We start from the raw sequence: 15,756 nt of genomic DNA, 5'->3' as shown, positions 1-15,756 counted from the left end.
CTCGTTGTCTTGAAGAACTGCTGATCAGTTGCCGGGATAGGCCGTACCGGTGCCCAGGAAACGCTTCGTCGTCTCGCGGGCGGCTTCCTCGGACTGCGCCTTGCGGGCAGCATCTTCGGCTTCAGCACGGAACTGGGTCGCGAGCAGCGTCTGGATCTGCATCTGCTGCTTGGTCGAAAGCGCGATCAGCTGATTGGTGGCCTGGCTTGCCTCAAGGGCACCTGCCGCGCCCTGACTGCGGTTGACGAGATCGGTGAGCAGGTCGCCGTCGGCCCGCACGTTCTCCACGATCTGCGACTGCGCGCTCATGGTTTGGCGGAACGCCTGCATGGCGTTTTGCCAGCGCTCGCGCGCGGCGCTCGCCACATCGCTGACCTCGATTGTGGCGTCGTAGCTTTCCGGATATTGCACACGCCACTGGTTCTGAAGCTTGTCGAGATCGAAGCTCAGGCCGCTGGCCTGGGTCATCAGGCCGTCGATCTGTTGGAGCGAACCTGTGAGCTGGCCCACGGAAGAAAAATCCAGGCGCTGAAGGTGCCGCGCCATGTTCTGCAGCATCGTCGCCTGGTTCTGAAGCGACTGGATCTGGTTGTTTATCTGCTCCAGGGAACGTGCCGCTGTCAGCACGTTCTGCGCATAATTCGACGGATCGAACACGATCAGGGCGTGGGCCGGCTGGACGTAGTCGGCCATTGGTTTTGCGATCAGGGAAACGGTGATCAGGCTGGTGAGAAGGCGGCGCCGCATCATGACGATTGCTCCTTGTCTGGTTGAGGGAATTGCTGGAGAAGCTCGGCAGCCCAATCGAGGCCGCGCGCAATCAGAAGCCGGGCGGCAAAGCCCTCCTGTCCGTGCTCTGACAGCACCTTGTCGATCAGGGTCTGCGTGGCCGGATCAGAGGCGCCGCAGAGCGCAAGAGCGATCGGGCCGAGCCCGAGCTCGAAGAGGCGGTTGCCGCGGCGCGACTGCAGATAATACTGGCGCTTCGGTGTGGCACGGGCGACCAATTCGATTTGCCGCTCGTTCAGGCCGAAGCACTCATAGGCTGCCCGCACCTGCGGTTCCACGGCACGGTCATTGGGAAGAAAAATGCGCTGTGGGCAGCTCTCGATGATTGCCGGCGCGATCGACGAGGCAGCGATGTCTGCAAGTGACTGCGTGGCGAAAATGACGGAGACGTTCTTCTTTCGCAGCACCTTCAGCCATTCGCGGATGCGGGCGGCAAAGAGAGGGTTGTCGAGATAGACCCACGCCTCGTCGAGCATCAGCAGCGTCGGCCGTCCGTCGAACCGCTCCTCGAGACGATGGAACAGATAGGTGAGCACCGGGAGCACAGCGCCTTGGCTGTGCATCAGCTCTTCGGTCTCGAAACACTGCACATCCGACAAAGCCAGCCGATCTTCATCGGCATCGAGCAGCCGGCCGAAGGGACCGTCGAGCGTGTAGGGCATCAACGCGGCCTTGAGCCCATTGGACTGAAGCAGAACCGACAGGCCCGTCAGCGTGCGTTCCTGCACCGGCGCAGTCGCAAGGCTGATGAGTGCCGACCAGATCGCCTCCTTTACCTCCGGCGTAACGCTGACATTCTCATGGGCAACGAGGCCGGCGATCCATTCCGCCGCCCAGCTGCGAGTAGTCTGGTCGCCGATATTGCTCAGTGGCTGGAAGGCAAGCGCACCATCCGCGCCCAGCGCGTGGTGTTCTCCGCCCATGGCCAGTGTTGCCGCACGAGCCGAATTGCCCTTGTCGAAGACATAGACCTGCGCCCCGGCATAGCGTCGAAACTGCAGAGCGACTAGCGCGAGCAGAACCGACTTGCCGGCACCGGTCGGCCCAACGACCAGCATGTGGCCGACATCGCCGACGTGGGTGGAAAGCCGAAACGGTGTCGACCCGTTGGTCTCTGCGAAGAGAAGCGGCGGGGATTCGGTCCCAGTCACGTTGGCGAGATGCTCGTTGTCCACCGGACCGGCCCACGCCGACGACAGCGGCATGACATGGGCAAGATTCAGCGTGTGAACGAGCGGCTGGCGAACGTTAGCGTAGACATGACCGGGCAACGAGCCGAGCCACGCCTCGACCGCGTTGATGCTTTCACGGATCGTGGTGAAGCCGAGCCCATTGACTATGCGCTCAACCGCTCGGAGCTTTTCCGCGGCGGCCTGCCGGTCCTGGTCCCATACCGTCACCGTTGTGGTGAGATAGCCGAAGCCGACGTGATCGCCGCCCAATGCCTGAAGGGCGGCATCCGCATCGAGCGCCTTGTTGTCGGCGTCACTATCGACGAGAGGGACGGGTTCGTTGGTCACGACCTCGCGCAGGATAGCTGCGACCGATTTGCGCTTGGCAAACCACTGACGGCGCAACCGGGTCAGTGTCTTTGTGGCTTCCGGCTTGTCGAGCGGGATGAAGCGCGTCATCCAGCGGTAGGCGAAATCCTGATGGTTGAGCGCGTCGAGGATCCCTGGCCGGGTGACGTTCGGGAAACCAAGAACGGTGAGGGTGCACAGATGCTGCTCACCCAGCATCGGCTCCAGGCCGCCGGTAAGCGGCGCGTCAACCAGAACACCGTCGAGATACATTGGCGTTTCCGGCATGGCGACCGGATGGCGGTAGGTCGAGATTGTGCCGTGCAGATAGGTTAGCGTCTCGGCATCATCGAGGGCGCGCACTTCCGGCATGAAGCCGGACAGCAAATCCAGGACGCGGTCGGTCTCGTCGCGAAACCACGCCAGCTCCTGGCGCCAGTCTCTAGCCCCTCCCGAGTGATGCGAGTCGACCAGTGCGCTTTCCGCCCGCGCCTGGCCATCTGGCGCCGGCATGAAGACCAAGGTCAGATGATAGCGACTCTCGAAGTGCGCGACCTTGCCCTCGAAGGCCGCGCGCCGTTCCTCATCGACCAGCCATGAGGCAGCATCGGGAAAAGCCGAGCTCGGATAGCCCAGCGCTTCAACGCGCTCGGCCTCGAAAAACAACCCCCATCCGGAGCCCAACCTTCGTAGCGCATTGTTAGCTCGTGCGCAGATGCCGACCAACTCGGCTTCGGTCGCGCTTTCAAGGTCGGGGCCACGGAACCGGAAGGTTCGCTGGAAGCTACTGTCTTTATTGAGCACGATGCCGGGCGCGACCAAAGCGGCCCAGGGCAGATGATCGGCAAGCCGATCGGCTTTGCCGCGATACTCCGAAAGGTTCAGCATGCAAGCCACCCCTTCAGGCGAAGATGACGGACAAGCACGCTGGCGAAGTCCGGATCGCGGCGAGCGGCAAAGACCGCGAGGGTGTGGCCGGCGATCCAGAGCGCCAGTCCGGCGATCCACTGCTGCAGGCCAAGGCCTATTGCCGCGGCCACCGTGCCGTTGAGGATCGCCACCGCTCGCGGCGCGCCGCCCAGCAGGATCGGCTCAGTCAATGCCCTGTGAACGGGGACTTCGAAACCCTCGATATGCTGCTCTCCGGTGGCCATCAGACGAGTGCCCCGCCGCCGAAGGAGAAGAAGGAGAGAAAGAAGCTCGATGCCGCGAAGGCGATCGACAGGCCGAAGACAATCTGGATCAGCCGGCGAAAACCGCCTGCCGTGTCGCCGAAAGCAAGGGTCAGGCCGGTGGTGATGATGATGATCACCGCGACGATCTTGGCGACCGGTCCCTGGACCGACTCAAGGATCTGCTGCAGCGGCTGTTCCCAAGGCATGCCGGAGCCCGCTGCGTGGGCCGGGACGGTGAGAAGAAACGCGAGCGCGGTGGACGAAAGGAAGCGAAGCTTCTTGAGCATGAGGTGACCTTTCAAAACTGCTGGAGTTGCGGAAGCGTGAGCGGGGTAACGGCGTAATCACCGCTGCTGTCGAGACCGGTGACCTCAGCGATCGCGTCAATGCGGCGCGAGGATCCGCGCCCAGCGATGAAGACGATCAGATCTACCGCATCAGCGATGAGGCGGCGGGGAACGGTGACGACGGCTTCCTGGGCGAGCTGCTCGATACGGTAGAGAGCGGAGCGCGCCGAATTGGCGTGAACCGTTGCGATGCCGCCGGGATGCCCGGTGTTCCATGCCTTCAGCATGTCCAGGGCTTCCGCGCCCCTGACTTCGCCCACGATGATGCGGTCGGGTCTGAGCCGCAGGGTCGAGCGCACGAGATCGGCGAGCGTGACCGACCCCCGCCTCGTCCTCAAGGCAACGCAATCCTTCGCCGCGCATTGCAGTTCGCGCGTGTCCTCGATCAGGATCACCCGCTCGTCGCAATCGGCGGCTTGTGCCAGCAGCGCATTGGCAAGTGTTGTCTTGCCCGACGACGTGCCGCCGGCGACCAGGATGTTGCGCCGCTCGCGGACCGCCTTCTTCAGCGCATCGGCCTGCAGCGGCAGCATGACCCGGTCGGCGACATAGTCGGCCAACGTGTAGAGTTTCGCCGCAGGCTTTCGGATGGCGAAGCATGGCCCCAGCACGACAGGCGGCAGCAGACCCTCGAAGCGCTCGCCCGATGGCAATTCGGCGCTGACAATCGGATTGTCCGCATGCGCCTCGGCGCGCACGTGGGAGGCGACCAGGCGGATGATGCGTTCGGCCTCAGAAGGATGCATGTGCACGCCGATGTCGACCCGGCCTTCACCCAACCGGTCGAGCCGCAGCGCACCGTCGGGATTGACCATCACCTCGATGACGGTCGGATCGGCAAGGGCTTCGGTGATCGCCGGACCCATGGCGGTGCGCAGCATGGCGCGGCGGCGATGGTCGGCTTCCGGATGAGAACTCATCCTTCCCCTCCCCTGCGATCGTCGGTGCCAAGTGACCGTTTCCCGGAAGCGATTTGGCGGCCGACTTGTTCGACGAACTTCTCGAAGCGCTCCTGGGCAATCGCTTGCGTCGCCTTGTCCGGCACCGGCGTGTGAGCATGAAGCGTGATCGAAAAGCGGATGAAGAGCGCCAGGCTCTCCAGGATCATCTCGACATCGCGCCTGACATGTCCGAGGTCACGGGAAAGACGGTCGAGCCTCTTGCCGTAGCGGTGGTCGAGTTCATTCTCCCCACGCCGCTCGATAAAGGCCTCGACCGCGTGCGCCACAATGGCCGATTTGGTGGTCGATGGATTGCGGCTGAGGTTCTCCAGCTTCTCGCTCAACTCGGGTCCAAGCAAAAACTGGTGACGAATGCGGTGGGGCTTCATGCTGCTTGTTCCCTCTGACCGGCGCTGATGCACCGGCGACGGGAACGAGCATCGTCGAGATCCTCGAAATCGCTTACGGCCGTTATCTACGCTGAGATGCGCCCGCGTATGGCGCGCCGTTCAGAAGCCGGGCACGATGTCCTTGTCGTCGCCCATTCCCTCATTGAGGCCGTACGCACGTGCTGCGGTGGAAATCCGATCCATGACGCGCTTGTCGGCGAGCGTCTCGCAGTCATCGTCTGCGGGCGTGAACAGATCGCCATGATCAGGCTCCTGGGCGACGAGGGTCCGTTCTTCGGGCAGGCCCGGATGGCGCTGCTGCTGGACACCTCCGTCTTCGATTGCCGCGCCGGCACTGTCGTCGTCGCCAGCAAGACTCCGATCCACGCCGCGCACCTGTCCGCTCCAATCGTCCGGGCGCGACGTGGGCCGATCCGCGTAGGCACCGTCGCGCAGCACCGGCGAAGGCAGCACTCGCTCCGTGAAATTCGGATCCTGGTAATAACGCAACTTCTTGGCGCGAATCGGCGGCAATCCCGAAACCAGGATTAGTTCGTCAGCCTGCGGCAACTGCATCACCTCACCCGGCGTCAGCAGGGGGCGAGCGGTCTCTTGGCGGCTTACCATGACGTGGGACAACCAGGGCGCCAACCGATGGCCGGCATAGTTACGCATCGATCTGAGTTCCGTCGCGGTACCGAGCGCGTCCGAGATGCGTTTGGCCGTGCGCTCGTCATTTGAGGAAAAGGCAATCCGCACATGGCAATTGTCGAGAATGGCGTTGTTCTCGCCATAGGCCTTGGAGATTTGGTTCAACGATTGCGCTATCAGATAAGCGCGGATGCCGTAGCCTGCCATGAAGGCGAGCGCAGTCTCGAAGAAGTCGAGCCGACCGAGCGCCGGAAATTCATCCAGCATCATCAGGAGCTGATGCTTGCGGCTCTTCTTTGGATCGCCCTCCAGGCGCTCGGTCAGCCGCCGGCCGATTTGATTGAGCACCAATCGCACCAGGGGCTTAGTGCGCGAGATATCCGACGGCGGCACGACCAGATACAGCGACATCGGTCGCTCGGCATCCACAAGGTCGGCAATGCGCCAGTCGCAGGCCGATGTTGCCGCGGCCACCGTTGGATCACGATAGAGCCCGAGAAACGACATGGCGGTCGAGAGAACGCCTGAGCGCTCGTTCTCTGACTTGTTCAGCACCTCACGAGCCGCCGAGGCTACGACCGGATGGACCTGGGGCTTGTCCACCGTGCCGAGGTGGTTGGTGGTCATCATCCGCTGCAGTGTCGCAGCGAATGAGCGTTGCGGGTCCGACAGGAAGGTGGCGACACGGGCGAGTGTCTTTTCCTCTTCGGCGTAGAGCACGTGCAAGATGGCGCCAACTAGAAGTGAATGACTGGTCTTCTCCCAATGGTTCCGCCGTTCCAGCGCGCCTTCCGGATCGACGAGAATGTCGGCGATGTTCTGAACGTCGCGGACCTCATCTGGACCTTTGCGCACTTCCAGCAGCGGGTTGTACCGCGCCGATCTCGGATCGGTCGGATTGAACAAGAGACAGTGCGAGAACTTCGACCTCCAGCCAGAGGTCAGCTGCCAGTTCTCGCCTTTGATGTCGTGAATGACGGCCGAGCCGGTCCAGGAAAGAAGGGTTGGAACAACGAGTCCGACGCCCTTGCCCGAACGTGTCGGCGCAAAGGCCATGACGTGTTCCGGTCCGTCATGGCGCAGATAGCGATAATTCAGTCCGCCAAGGAAAACGCCGGCCGGCTGAAACAGCCCCGCCTTCTCGATTTCCAGCTTCATGGCCCATCGTGAGGACCCATAGGTGGTGACCAACCCCCGCTGCCGTGCGCGCCAGAGGGACCCAGCTATCGCGGCGGCACAGCCCAGGAACCCACTGGCTCCGGCAAGTATGCCAGCCTTGTCAAAGACCTCAGGCGCATAGGCGTCAAATTGGAACCACCATTCGAACAGCTTCCACGGCTGGTAGATCGGCCAGCCGACTGTCACAAACCATGGTGGGCCGAGTGACGGCTGATAGGAGAGCATGTGGGCGCACCATTGGGTTGCAGTCCACACGCCAAGAATGACAATTGCGAATACGACAGCGATCTGCCCAATCAGCAACTTCGTGGGTGTCAATGGCTTGCTCCGCTCTTCTGGCCAGACGGACCAAACATCGCGCCGAGCGATGAGAATTCAAACGGCCGCTACATGCGACTAGGTGCGATGACAAGGTTGATAGGCATTGTTCAGCTGCGAACAGCGAAAATCCGCCGCAGCAACCGATCGGCGGTGCCAGGTACGCGGTTTGGTCGCAGAAGATGTTGGGGCTTCAGGCGCGGGCACATTGAAGATGTGCTGACAGACAAACCTTTGGAGCCGACGCGTTTGTGCGAGTAGCGAGCTGAAGGGCTCGGCGAGAAGTCGTCGTTCTCAATCGGGCGACGGGGGATACATCGGCGAAGACGGCATAAGGGAGGATGGGCCAGACCGAGCCGACGGAAAGGTCGTAGCCAAGGCGGCCTTGGAGCGCATAGCGCCTGGCCGGGAGGCCGCCGCCAGCCAGGCTTACGCGGCGCGTCGTTGAGCGAGGTGAAGACCCCCCGAACGGGCTCGACGAGGGTCCACGGCGGTCACAATGTGGTGGTGGTGATCGCAGTAGACGCGATCCGGCGAAGTTGGCCCAGCACAAAAACGATAACCGCCGGGTACAGAAGCGTCTTCGCTCACCGGGAAGCGGCACTGATAGAGGCCTAGCTGAATGAGGGGGACGTCTCGCGAAGTTGGTCTGATATTTTCAGGCATCATGATGGTTTCCTAGTTCACAGCAATTGCCGGCTGACGGCCGCAGTGCGACCCATCAGGGGCGAGCTTCTCTCGTTTGGGAGGCTATGGATCACCATATGGTGTTGGCAGCACCGTCAATGAAGCCCGACGCCCTGCTTCTGAAGCCAATAGTTTGCGACTTAAGGCCACACCCATAAACGCATTGGCGATCTACCATCGTGTCCCCGAGGCACTCGCCCGCCGCGGTTTGCCGGCGGCGGGGTGGCACTGGCTTGTGGGGCCCTAGGCCCACTCGCGGCGCTCGCACGGGATCTCGGTGCGGGTTTCCCTTGTCTCATCGCCCTGTCAGCGCCTTGCAAATGAGCGAAACCAAGCTGTCGCGCGCTCGCTCGTGGAGTGCGCCTTTCGGCCGCCATGCAAGGAAATCATCAACGCTCATCCAATCAGCCGGGTTTGTGTCGGCGTCTGGCTGGCTGAATTCCACATACAGATGCAGTTCGTCCGGCACGAAGACGACCCTCCACAATCCTTCGATGTCATTGGCAAGGTTGTAGGCGAGGACGGTCATGGCGGGGCACTCCTTTCGCCGTGGAGCGTGCCTATCTCACGGGAAAATTCCATCACCAGAAGTTAGTATTGACGCTCGCGCTTTCTCACAAATCCAACGTCCGCGTGATGCCGAAAGGTGCAGCCAGCTTTTTGTGTATCTCGATTGGGAACACGGGACCGCCGCGAAAGTTCGGTGCACGCAGCGAATCCTCCCCCTCCAGGTATTGCTGCAGATCGGTATCCCGATCGGCCCGCGCTCCCCGCAAGGGCGCGGGCCTCGGCCTGTGGTGCTCATGCCATCTACTTCGATCCGCAAGATGGAATATGATCTGGATAGAAGGACCCTCTCGGTGTGGTTCGTCGCCAGCGGTAAACGGTACGAGTTTGAGGGGGTACCGCCGGAAACCTTTGCCGCGTTCCGGGCCGCGTTCGCCAAGGGCCGCTATTTCAACGACCACATCCGCAACAATTTCCGCTACCGTCTGGTTGCGAGCGATAGCGACCCGGGATGACCTGACCTGCCGGCGGCTCAATCGTCCTGTCGCTCCAACCGGCGGTTGGTGGACGCGTTGCCGCTGTGGCGCTTAGGGTTGGTTACGGTCCGCGCTCACTTGGCAAGCCCACCCCCCGCATCCCCCCGCCTGGTGCAAAGCGTTTGATCGGTCCCGCCGTTCTGGCAGTGCGGCGGGACTTTTTTGCGGTCCAGGTGGAACATCGGCGCGCGGGGAAGGCGCGGTGCACGCAGCACCCTTTCTCATCCAACGTACGTCGCTGGCGCTGAAGGGTCTCAACGTCGGTTTGCCGCCGGAGCTCAACTAGTGGACTATTGCTCGACCGGAAGCGGCTGGTGCTGCGGCTCAGCGTGGTGGAAGACCTGTCCAAGATCGCGCGCGTCGAACGTTTGGCCGCAGACTGGGCAGTAGACCAAGTGCTTCGACTCGTCCTCTACCGGCCCGTCATGCGGCCTGCCCTCATAGCCCGTCGCGATGTTGTCGGTTCTAATCCGGGGCAACGACAAGTGCCTTTCGTCGGTTTGGCGGCCGATATTTCTCGCTTGTCACGGTCGACCGTGACTAGTGGCCCGAGGTCGATCGTCGCGGTGTCCTCGTCGATGCGCGTGACCTCGCCTTTCAGGTCAATTTGCTGGCCTCGGTTCACCTTGGTGTGGTCGATGATGGAATGTGGGAACTCGTAACCTGGGATAGAGACGCTTACGCGGTCCTCTGTTATCCGCCTTCGAACCGTGGCAGTAATCGCCACTTGGTCACCAATGCCTATTCCCCGAGCCATGCCATGGATTCTGGTGCGGGCAGTGTCTTCTTCAAGAGGCTTCTAATATACGCCGGCCATCCTAAGGCTGACCTACGACCAGAGTTACAAAAGTTGAACTTCATCGGGGAACACTCCTTCTGTCTGCCTGTTCGATTTGGCCAGGCGCATCCCGCGCATTCAGAAAGGAGAAAGAAGATGAAACGCATCCTTTTGGCTTCGGCCGTGCTGGCGGTGTCGGCCGGGCTTTCCTTTGCCCAGACGACGAGCGGAACTTCGAGCGGAACCTCGACCACCACAACCATGCCCAGCACGACGGATCAGGGCACCGGCACGACCAGCAGCGGGACCAACATGTCCGGCGATCAGGGCACCGACACGACCACCACCAGCGGCACCACAAATCCGAACTCGGCCAGAGACTGCGCGCCCGGCCAGCAGACTGGCAGCGCTCAGCAGGCGGCGCCTGGTCAGCAGGACACGACAGCCAACACCGCCGCGCCCGGCCAGGTGAAAAAGACCGACGAAGGTTGCTGATTGGCACATCGGCTCAGGTTGGGAATCACCAGCGTGTGGCTGGCTGATCTCCCCCGACCACCGCCTGAACTCAACTCGGCTGGCGAGCAAGTTCCCGCCAGCTCAACGTTCTGATGCTGAAAATACTGGACCAGATCTATGCGGTCTCACCGTTAGCGCCAGCGAAGCGACGACACCGGGGCGGGACAGGCGGGGCCGCTACAGCTCCAGGCTTGTCTTCCCGGTGCGCACGGCGTCGACGACTTCGCGCATCGAGTCGAGGACGAGCTGCCGACGATCCGCATGCGGATCAGCAACTCAGGGTCGATCGAGGGACGGCCGACCGGGCAGGCCGCACCCTAATACCCAAGCGGAAAGGCCACGCCCACGCCTGGACACGGCCAGTGTATATCGGCGGGCTGCTTGCCAATGAGCTCTAGTGATGTCGAGCGCCCGCTGCGCCGATATGAGCGTGGAGGCCAACAACAGGCGTATCAAAGGTCTGGCCTGATCGCGCCGGCTGATGATGCGCATAAAGGCCTGGGGGCCAGGCATCAGCGGCTCGGCCGTCGCCACGATCTCGGCCTGCCGCCACTTGTAGAAGGGCGCCAGATACTGGCGGATGGCCTTTAGCGTAGCGTCATGCTGGAGCGCCAACGGATCGGGATCGATGCCGTCAAAGGCGACAAGACCAAGTACCCAGGACGGAAGCCAGCAGCGATGGGGAAGCGCGACAAGATCGTGAAGTTGGATGCCGAGGGCATGACCAGAACAGCGATAGCCAAAGGAACTGGGGGTCAGTGAGCGGAGCGTTTATCCGGCGCTTCAGGGGACCGGTGAGCGCCGATAGGTGACCACTAGGACTACGAGGCGAATTAGGCCCCACCAGACTATGAAACGCTCCTCTCCCAAGCTGACCCGCGCTCTTCCGTATCTTGACCCTCAGCTTCAGACGCCTGTCGAGGAAGTGTTCGACGCTGGCCATCACCCGTGCGCCCGCACGCTCGCTGCGAACATAGAGGGCAGTCGTCGGCGTAGCGAACGAAGCAGTGCTTGCGTCGCTCCAGTTCCTTGGCGAGTTCGTCCAGCATTCCGACTTTGAAACATGGCTGATTTCCACACAGTCGCGGCGGGGCAAGACCGGCTTTTAAGCGGTTGAGACGGATCATGGATGGTCGCTGGCTCTGGATGACGGAAACGGATCAAAACGACGGCTGGATGCTCTGCATAGCCAACGAGATCACAATCTGCGGCTTCGGAAGCGAGGCTAGTCTCCATGACGTCAGGGCACGCCGCCGCTTCCGGTCTGCCAGTCTGGCGCATGTGTCAACAGTTCCGAGCCGAAGCACTGCACCGCCCTCCCAGCCAAAGAAAGTTGGCTCGCCCGACTGGCAGAAGAAGGCCTCGATGCTTCGCGCCTTCGCGGGGCCGTCAGCCAGACCATCGCCGGTGAGCCGCCGAAGGAACGTGGCATCCTTGCCGCGCTGCGCCGATCCCGCTGCCGGAGCCGATCTCCAGGTCAAGATCTGATGCGACATCTGCTCGATACAAACCGCCTCGGAGCCCCTGCTCTAAAGGACGGCCCAACGAAACGACCATAATCTTTTCATCTCCTCCCTCACAGCCGTCGAATTCGTCGCGGTGTGCTTGAGAAGCCGTCGGGCAAGCGGCGTGACGAGCTCGAAAAATAGTTCGCGGCGTCGGACGGTGCACAGATGCTTTTTGCCGGCCGGGTCCTGTTGTACGACGAGAGGATGGTCCGGCTAGGCAAAGTGCCGGGCCCAAGGAGAGCCAGCTCAGCCTCAATCGAATCGGCCAGCGGTTCTTTGAATTCGCGGTAATCCACATTCATGCAACCACTGCCCTTGTCTTCGCGTTTAGCTGCGTTCAATCGTGGGGAGCGACAAGAATGCGGGCCTTCAGTCCAATTACAATCTGCCTCAATCGCAACCTGACGGTGGTCGCGTCCATAGCCGACGCAATGAAGGTGCTTCAGCAACCATGGCCTAGAATGGGAAAGCCGGGGCGGCTCAACGCGATCCGAATGGTCGAGGAGTCCCTCGCCGGGCATTGGCAGCCAGCAAGCTGCGCTCGAGGCCTTCAAGGCGGCGGCGGCTGAACAGGGACTCCTTAGAACAAGAGGGACCACCGCAGGTCTGGGGAAAATTGCGCGGATGGTTGAAGATCTGATGTGAGGTCATGCCGGCCTCGCTAACACTGAAGAGCCGCCCCACTTGAAGCCCGAAATACTGCCTTCTCCCGCGGCAGCCGAAACGCCTCAAAACGGGCTATTAGCCTGGACGTGAGAAGGCCCTGGCTTCGTCCGGGACAGCCAGGACCCAAGTCGCGGCGGTGGCAACTAATCTGGTGGTGGCCGTCAGATGGTTCAGCCAGGTCGGCACGAGAACCGAAGATAACCGGGACTGTGCCGGCGTCGGCATTCGCAAAGAGGGGCACTCTGCATCGTTCTCGATGGCTAATCAGCAGGAAGGAACGTCTTGGCCTCTTTGGCAGCAGCCTCGAAGGCCTGACGGACCTCCACCGGGGTCAGCCGCCCCTAAAATGCGTCGGCGCAGGACTGGATCGCCAGCTTCCACTTCGGTCCCCTCTTCGGCCACTTCATGTTCCTCGGCGGCTCCCTTGACGTGGCTCACCCCGTAGGTGAGCCCAGGTCGGTTGGCCCTGACGTAGACCGGAGGGGATAACCAGTGGAGTGCCATGAGGGGGAACTTAGGCGGGAAGAGCCCGTTGACCAACCCAGCTGTAGGCGCGGATAGGGGAACGATGTAGGCCCCTCGCGGGTTTAGAGGTTGCAGCGGTCGTTCTTCGGATGTGCAGCCGCTGTGGCGGGGGTCCGTCCTTGCTGGCGGCGGGCTCCGCAAAGCGCGGTGTTGGTCGGAGACAATAGAACCTTATACCGCAATCCAACTTAGCTAGTTGTAATGTCCCCTCCTCTTTTGCAGCAGCCAGGAATGCCCTGCAGGCCTCCTCCGGCTCCATCTGACGCTGCCCCCAGTTTCTATTCATTTTTGAGTTCCTCAGCCCTCCATGAACGCCAGAAGCGCCGCATTCACCTCGTTGCTCTCTTCGCGTTGAACCCAATGCGTCCCCTTCTCGAAAGTCTGCAGGCGGCCATCGTCGCAAAGGGCGAGACTGCGCTTGGCCAGCCCGGATTCCAGAGCCTGGTCCCGCATCCCCCAGATTACAAGAGTGGGCGTCGTGATCCGCTCCTTCAGGCTCGGGCGAAAGCGCAGGGCGCGATACCAGTTGAGCATGTTGGTCAGCGCCCCGGCCGCTCCCAGGCCTGCCGATATTCTGCAATCTCCTCTTCTTCGAAGGCGCCTGCCCGGCTGGATGTCCTGAGTGCTCGTGCGAGCAAGGCCGAGCGGCGCGCACCCAAAACGGCTTCGGGCAGCAAGGGATCTGGAAGAAAACCGCGTAGCTGCTCCGCAGAAACTGCGTCGGAGATCGCAGGGCATGGGTAAACAGCACCTCGGGATGGGGCGCATTCAGGATGACGAGCTTGTCCAGGCGATGAGGCAAGTTTGCCCCGGCGGCCCAAGCGACGATGCCGCCCCAGTCATGGCCGACGAGGTGAAACCTTCCGATGCCGAGCGCGTCGGCCAGGGCGACGACATCGCCGAGGAGCTTGGGGAGCGTGTACTCGTGGATGCCCTCGGGCTTGTCGCTGGTGTTGTAGCCCCTCTGGTCGGGAACGATGACCCGATATCCGGCGGAAGCGAGCGTACGGATCTGCCGTCTCCAGCCGATCCAGAAGTCCGGGAACCCGTGCAGGAGCATGACCGGCTTACCCTCGGCAGGCCCGGCCTGAACGACATGAAGCCGAATGCTTCCGGCGTTGACGAACTGATGTTCAGGCGCGAGTGAGATCATGGCTGGTAACGTGGGTGTCGTTAAAGTGATCCAGCGCAATGAGGATTTAGATCAGGCTGCGTCGTCCCGACAACATGCACGCTCAGCCGTCGCATCCTCCGCCAGATGGGCATGGGAGCCGAAGGGCCAAGTGGGGATGGCGCAGGTGTTGGTACAGGCGGCGGATGTTTATTTGTAAGCGCAGGTCTGCACCTGCATCCTTTGGCGCTATTATACGTTTGCCCCGCGAAGAAGATGCTCCGGACCGGCGGCCATGTCGAAGAAAACAACCGAGGACGCTTACGAAGGTCAAGTGCAACTTGAGCGGCGGGCCGAACGGGAGAGCCGCGGACGCAATGCCGAATGGCCGTCAGAGATTCCCAGCCGCGGCTGGAAGGACGTGCTGTGGCGGGTCTTCGCTGAGCTCACCGAGGACCGTGTTATGCTTATCGCGGCCGGGGCCGCATTCTATCTGCTTCTTGCCCTCTTTCCAGCACTTGCCGCCTTCGTGTCCATCTACGGTTTCGTCGCCGATCCTCAGACCATCGCTGAGCACATTGCGTTCCTTGGCGGCGTACTGCCTTCGGGAGGGCTGGATATTATCAGATCTCAGCTTGCGTCCTTGGCCGCTCAGAAGGCTGGCGCGCTCAGCTTCGGCTTCATCTTCGGCCTTGCCGTCGCACTGTGGAGCGCCAGTAACGGCATAAAGACGCTATTCGAAGCCATGAACATCGCCTACGAGGAGAGTGAAAAGCGCGGCTTCATCCACCTGAATCTCCTGGCCTTGGGCTTCACGCTTGGCGCCATCCTCATTGGTATCGGCTTTATCATCTCGGTGGGGATTGTGCCGGCCATGCTTGTGCTGCTGAACCTCGGCGGCTGGACCGAAGCCCTTGTGCGGATCCTGCGGTGGCCGATGATGCTGATCATGGTGGGCGTCGGGATCACGCTGATTTACCGCTACGGGCCCAGCCGGGAAAGGGCAAAGTGGCAATGGGCGACATGGGGCGCCTTCCTCGCGGCTGTGGTCTGGATCGCAGTCTCGATAGGCTTCTCCTATTATCTTGAAAACTTCGCCAACTACAACGCCACGTATGGAGCCCTTGGGGCAGTCATCGGCTTGATGATGTGGACTTGGATTTCTGTGATTGTCCTGGTTGTAGGTGCGGAGCTGAATTCCGAGATGGAGCATCAGACAGCGATGGACACCACAACAGGTGCGCAGCAGCCGATGGGTGCGCGAGGTGCCACGGTCGCCGACACACTGGGCGGATCGGCCGATGCCGCCGACCAGCAGTCGCGTTTGGACGAGCGCAACGCGTAGCGCGCAGATCACTTTGCACGCCATCGTCAAGCGGCTGCAGCCGAGCGTGGCCCAGCAACGGCTCAAGGCGCTGGTCGCCCGGCTTGCCCAGGTGACTGGCGATCTCACCATCCAGAAGCAACGCAAAAGCACCGTCGCCGATGCCGAAACCTCGCCAGCCTCGACGAGGTCATTGTTTGCTCAAGCGTCAGAGCCGCCGACTTGAAGGGCGAGATCGCCTCGCTAATCGACGACGATCCGCTGTGGGCCTGTCTCGATCAGGTCTTCG

The 15,756-nt window shown here is 61.8% G+C and carries 15 protein-coding genes and 2 pseudogenes; 7 read left to right on the top strand and 10 right to left on the bottom strand.

Annotated features, from left to right (window positions below; all coding sequences use genetic code 11):
- Positions 1-24: 24 nt before the first annotated feature.
- The 8 genes from trbJ to NKH16_RS23145 form a co-directional block, all read right to left on the bottom strand.
- Positions 25-750, bottom strand: a complete 726-nt coding sequence (gene trbJ / locus NKH16_RS23185) for a P-type conjugative transfer protein TrbJ (protein WP_352901955.1) — start codon at positions 748-750, stop codon at positions 25-27.
- On the bottom strand, positions 747-3,197 hold the full coding sequence (gene trbE, locus NKH16_RS23180; RefSeq protein WP_352901952.1) for a conjugal transfer protein TrbE: 2,451 nt from the start codon (positions 3,195-3,197) through the stop codon (positions 747-749). Before trbE ends, trbJ begins: the two co-directional genes overlap by 4 nt.
- Entirely contained in the window at positions 3,191-3,463 is a 273-nt protein-coding gene (locus NKH16_RS23175; protein WP_023680309.1) for a VirB3 family type IV secretion system protein, read from the bottom strand. The genes trbE and NKH16_RS23175 overlap by 7 nt, the downstream gene beginning before the upstream one ends.
- Positions 3,463-3,771: a TrbC/VirB2 family type IV secretion system protein gene (locus NKH16_RS23170; protein ID WP_023680310.1), complete on the bottom strand. Its 309-nt coding sequence runs from the start codon at positions 3,769-3,771 to the stop codon at positions 3,463-3,465. The genes NKH16_RS23175 and NKH16_RS23170 overlap by 1 nt, the downstream gene beginning before the upstream one ends.
- An 11-nt stretch (positions 3,772-3,782) precedes the next feature.
- Positions 3,783-4,751, bottom strand: a complete 969-nt coding sequence (trbB, locus tag NKH16_RS23165; RefSeq protein WP_352772400.1) for a P-type conjugative transfer ATPase TrbB — start codon at positions 4,749-4,751, stop codon at positions 3,783-3,785.
- Positions 4,748-5,161 (bottom strand): CopG family transcriptional regulator, encoded by a 414-nt coding sequence (locus NKH16_RS23160; RefSeq protein ID WP_352458763.1) that lies wholly within the window; start codon positions 5,159-5,161, stop codon positions 4,748-4,750. The genes trbB and NKH16_RS23160 overlap by 4 nt, the downstream gene beginning before the upstream one ends.
- Positions 5,162-5,281: 120 nt before the next feature.
- A complete protein-coding gene (locus NKH16_RS23155) occupies positions 5,282-7,309 on the bottom strand; it encodes a conjugal transfer protein TraG (protein ID WP_352901948.1) in 2,028 nt (675 codons plus the stop codon).
- Positions 7,310-8,291: 982 nt separating this feature from the next.
- Positions 8,292-8,525 (bottom strand): hypothetical protein, encoded by a 234-nt coding sequence (locus tag NKH16_RS23145; protein WP_352508341.1) that lies wholly within the window; start codon positions 8,523-8,525, stop codon positions 8,292-8,294.
- Between the two features lie 274 nt (positions 8,526-8,799).
- Between NKH16_RS23145 and NKH16_RS23140 the strand changes: the two genes are divergently transcribed.
- The 5 genes and pseudogenes from NKH16_RS23140 (at position 8,800) to NKH16_RS23125 (ending at position 12,410) form a co-directional block, all read left to right on the top strand.
- On the top strand, positions 8,800-9,018 hold the full coding sequence (locus tag NKH16_RS23140; RefSeq protein ID WP_023722567.1) for a KTSC domain-containing protein: 219 nt from the start codon (positions 8,800-8,802) through the stop codon (positions 9,016-9,018).
- Positions 9,019-9,973: 955 nt separating this feature from the next.
- Positions 9,974-10,312 carry a hypothetical protein gene (locus NKH16_RS23135; RefSeq protein WP_352457937.1) on the top strand — a complete coding sequence of 113 codons (339 nt, stop codon included), beginning with the start codon at positions 9,974-9,976 and terminating at the stop codon, positions 10,310-10,312.
- Between the two features lie 1,070 nt (positions 10,313-11,382).
- Positions 11,383-11,536: pseudogene (locus NKH16_RS23130) on the top strand (diguanylate cyclase); the annotation flags it as partial.
- A 143-nt stretch (positions 11,537-11,679) separates the two neighbouring features.
- Positions 11,680-11,892, top strand: a complete 213-nt coding sequence (locus NKH16_RS35055) for a hypothetical protein (RefSeq protein ID WP_502895030.1) — start codon at positions 11,680-11,682, stop codon at positions 11,890-11,892.
- 308 nt (positions 11,893-12,200) lie between these two features.
- Complete coding sequence (locus tag NKH16_RS23125; RefSeq protein WP_352901946.1) at positions 12,201-12,410, top strand: DUF982 domain-containing protein; 210 nt, start codon at positions 12,201-12,203, stop codon at positions 12,408-12,410.
- Between the two features lie 919 nt (positions 12,411-13,329).
- Here the strand turns inward: NKH16_RS23125 and NKH16_RS23120 are convergent.
- Positions 13,330-13,566: an alpha/beta fold hydrolase gene (locus NKH16_RS23120; protein WP_352902016.1), complete on the bottom strand. Its 237-nt coding sequence runs from the start codon at positions 13,564-13,566 to the stop codon at positions 13,330-13,332.
- 196 nt (positions 13,567-13,762) lie between these two features.
- A pseudogene (locus NKH16_RS23115) lies at positions 13,763-14,092 on the bottom strand (alpha/beta fold hydrolase); the annotation flags it as partial.
- A gap of 346 nt (positions 14,093-14,438) precedes the next feature.
- Here NKH16_RS23115 and NKH16_RS23110 point away from each other — a divergent pair.
- Positions 14,439-15,488 (top strand): YihY/virulence factor BrkB family protein, encoded by a 1,050-nt coding sequence (locus NKH16_RS23110; protein WP_352901944.1) that lies wholly within the window; start codon positions 14,439-14,441, stop codon positions 15,486-15,488.
- 13 nt (positions 15,489-15,501) lie between these two features.
- Positions 15,502-15,693 (top strand): hypothetical protein, encoded by a 192-nt coding sequence (locus NKH16_RS23105; protein ID WP_352901942.1) that lies wholly within the window; start codon positions 15,502-15,504, stop codon positions 15,691-15,693.
- Positions 15,694-15,756 lie beyond the last annotated feature (63 nt).

Source organism: Mesorhizobium sp. M1307 (genome assembly GCF_040318155.1).
Taxonomy (GTDB): Bacteria; Pseudomonadota; Alphaproteobacteria; order Rhizobiales; family Rhizobiaceae; genus Mesorhizobium.
The sequence above is the reverse complement of the archived record's forward strand: the minus strand, read 5'-3'. Positions and strand labels throughout refer to the sequence as shown.

Coding starts and splice junctions, on each gene's coding strand:
- NKH16_RS23170 (WP_023680310.1), bottom strand. CDS start 3,771: ATGCTCAAGAAGCTTCGCTTCCTTTCGTCCACCGCGCTCGCGTTTCTT.
- NKH16_RS23160 (WP_352458763.1), bottom strand. CDS start 5,161: ATGAAGCCCCACCGCATTCGTCACCAGTTTTTGCTTGGACCCGAGTTG.
- NKH16_RS23145 (WP_352508341.1), bottom strand. CDS start 8,525: ATGACCGTCCTCGCCTACAACCTTGCCAATGACATCGAAGGATTGTGG.
- trbJ (WP_352901955.1), bottom strand. CDS start 750: ATGATGCGGCGCCGCCTTCTCACCAGCCTGATCACCGTTTCCCTGATC.
- NKH16_RS23135 (WP_352457937.1), top strand. CDS start 9,974: ATGAAACGCATCCTTTTGGCTTCGGCCGTGCTGGCGGTGTCGGCCGGG.
- trbE (WP_352901952.1), bottom strand. CDS start 3,197: ATGCTGAACCTTTCGGAGTATCGCGGCAAAGCCGATCGGCTTGCCGAT.
- NKH16_RS23140 (WP_023722567.1), top strand. CDS start 8,800: ATGCCATCTACTTCGATCCGCAAGATGGAATATGATCTGGATAGAAGG.
- NKH16_RS23175 (WP_023680309.1), bottom strand. CDS start 3,463: ATGGCCACCGGAGAGCAGCATATCGAGGGTTTCGAAGTCCCCGTTCAC.
- NKH16_RS23110 (WP_352901944.1), top strand. CDS start 14,439: ATGTCGAAGAAAACAACCGAGGACGCTTACGAAGGTCAAGTGCAACTT.
- trbB (WP_352772400.1), bottom strand. CDS start 4,751: ATGAGTTCTCATCCGGAAGCCGACCATCGCCGCCGCGCCATGCTGCGC.
- NKH16_RS23125 (WP_352901946.1), top strand. CDS start 12,201: ATGCGGGCCTTCAGTCCAATTACAATCTGCCTCAATCGCAACCTGACG.
- NKH16_RS23120 (WP_352902016.1), bottom strand. CDS start 13,566: ATGCTCAACTGGTATCGCGCCCTGCGCTTTCGCCCGAGCCTGAAGGAG.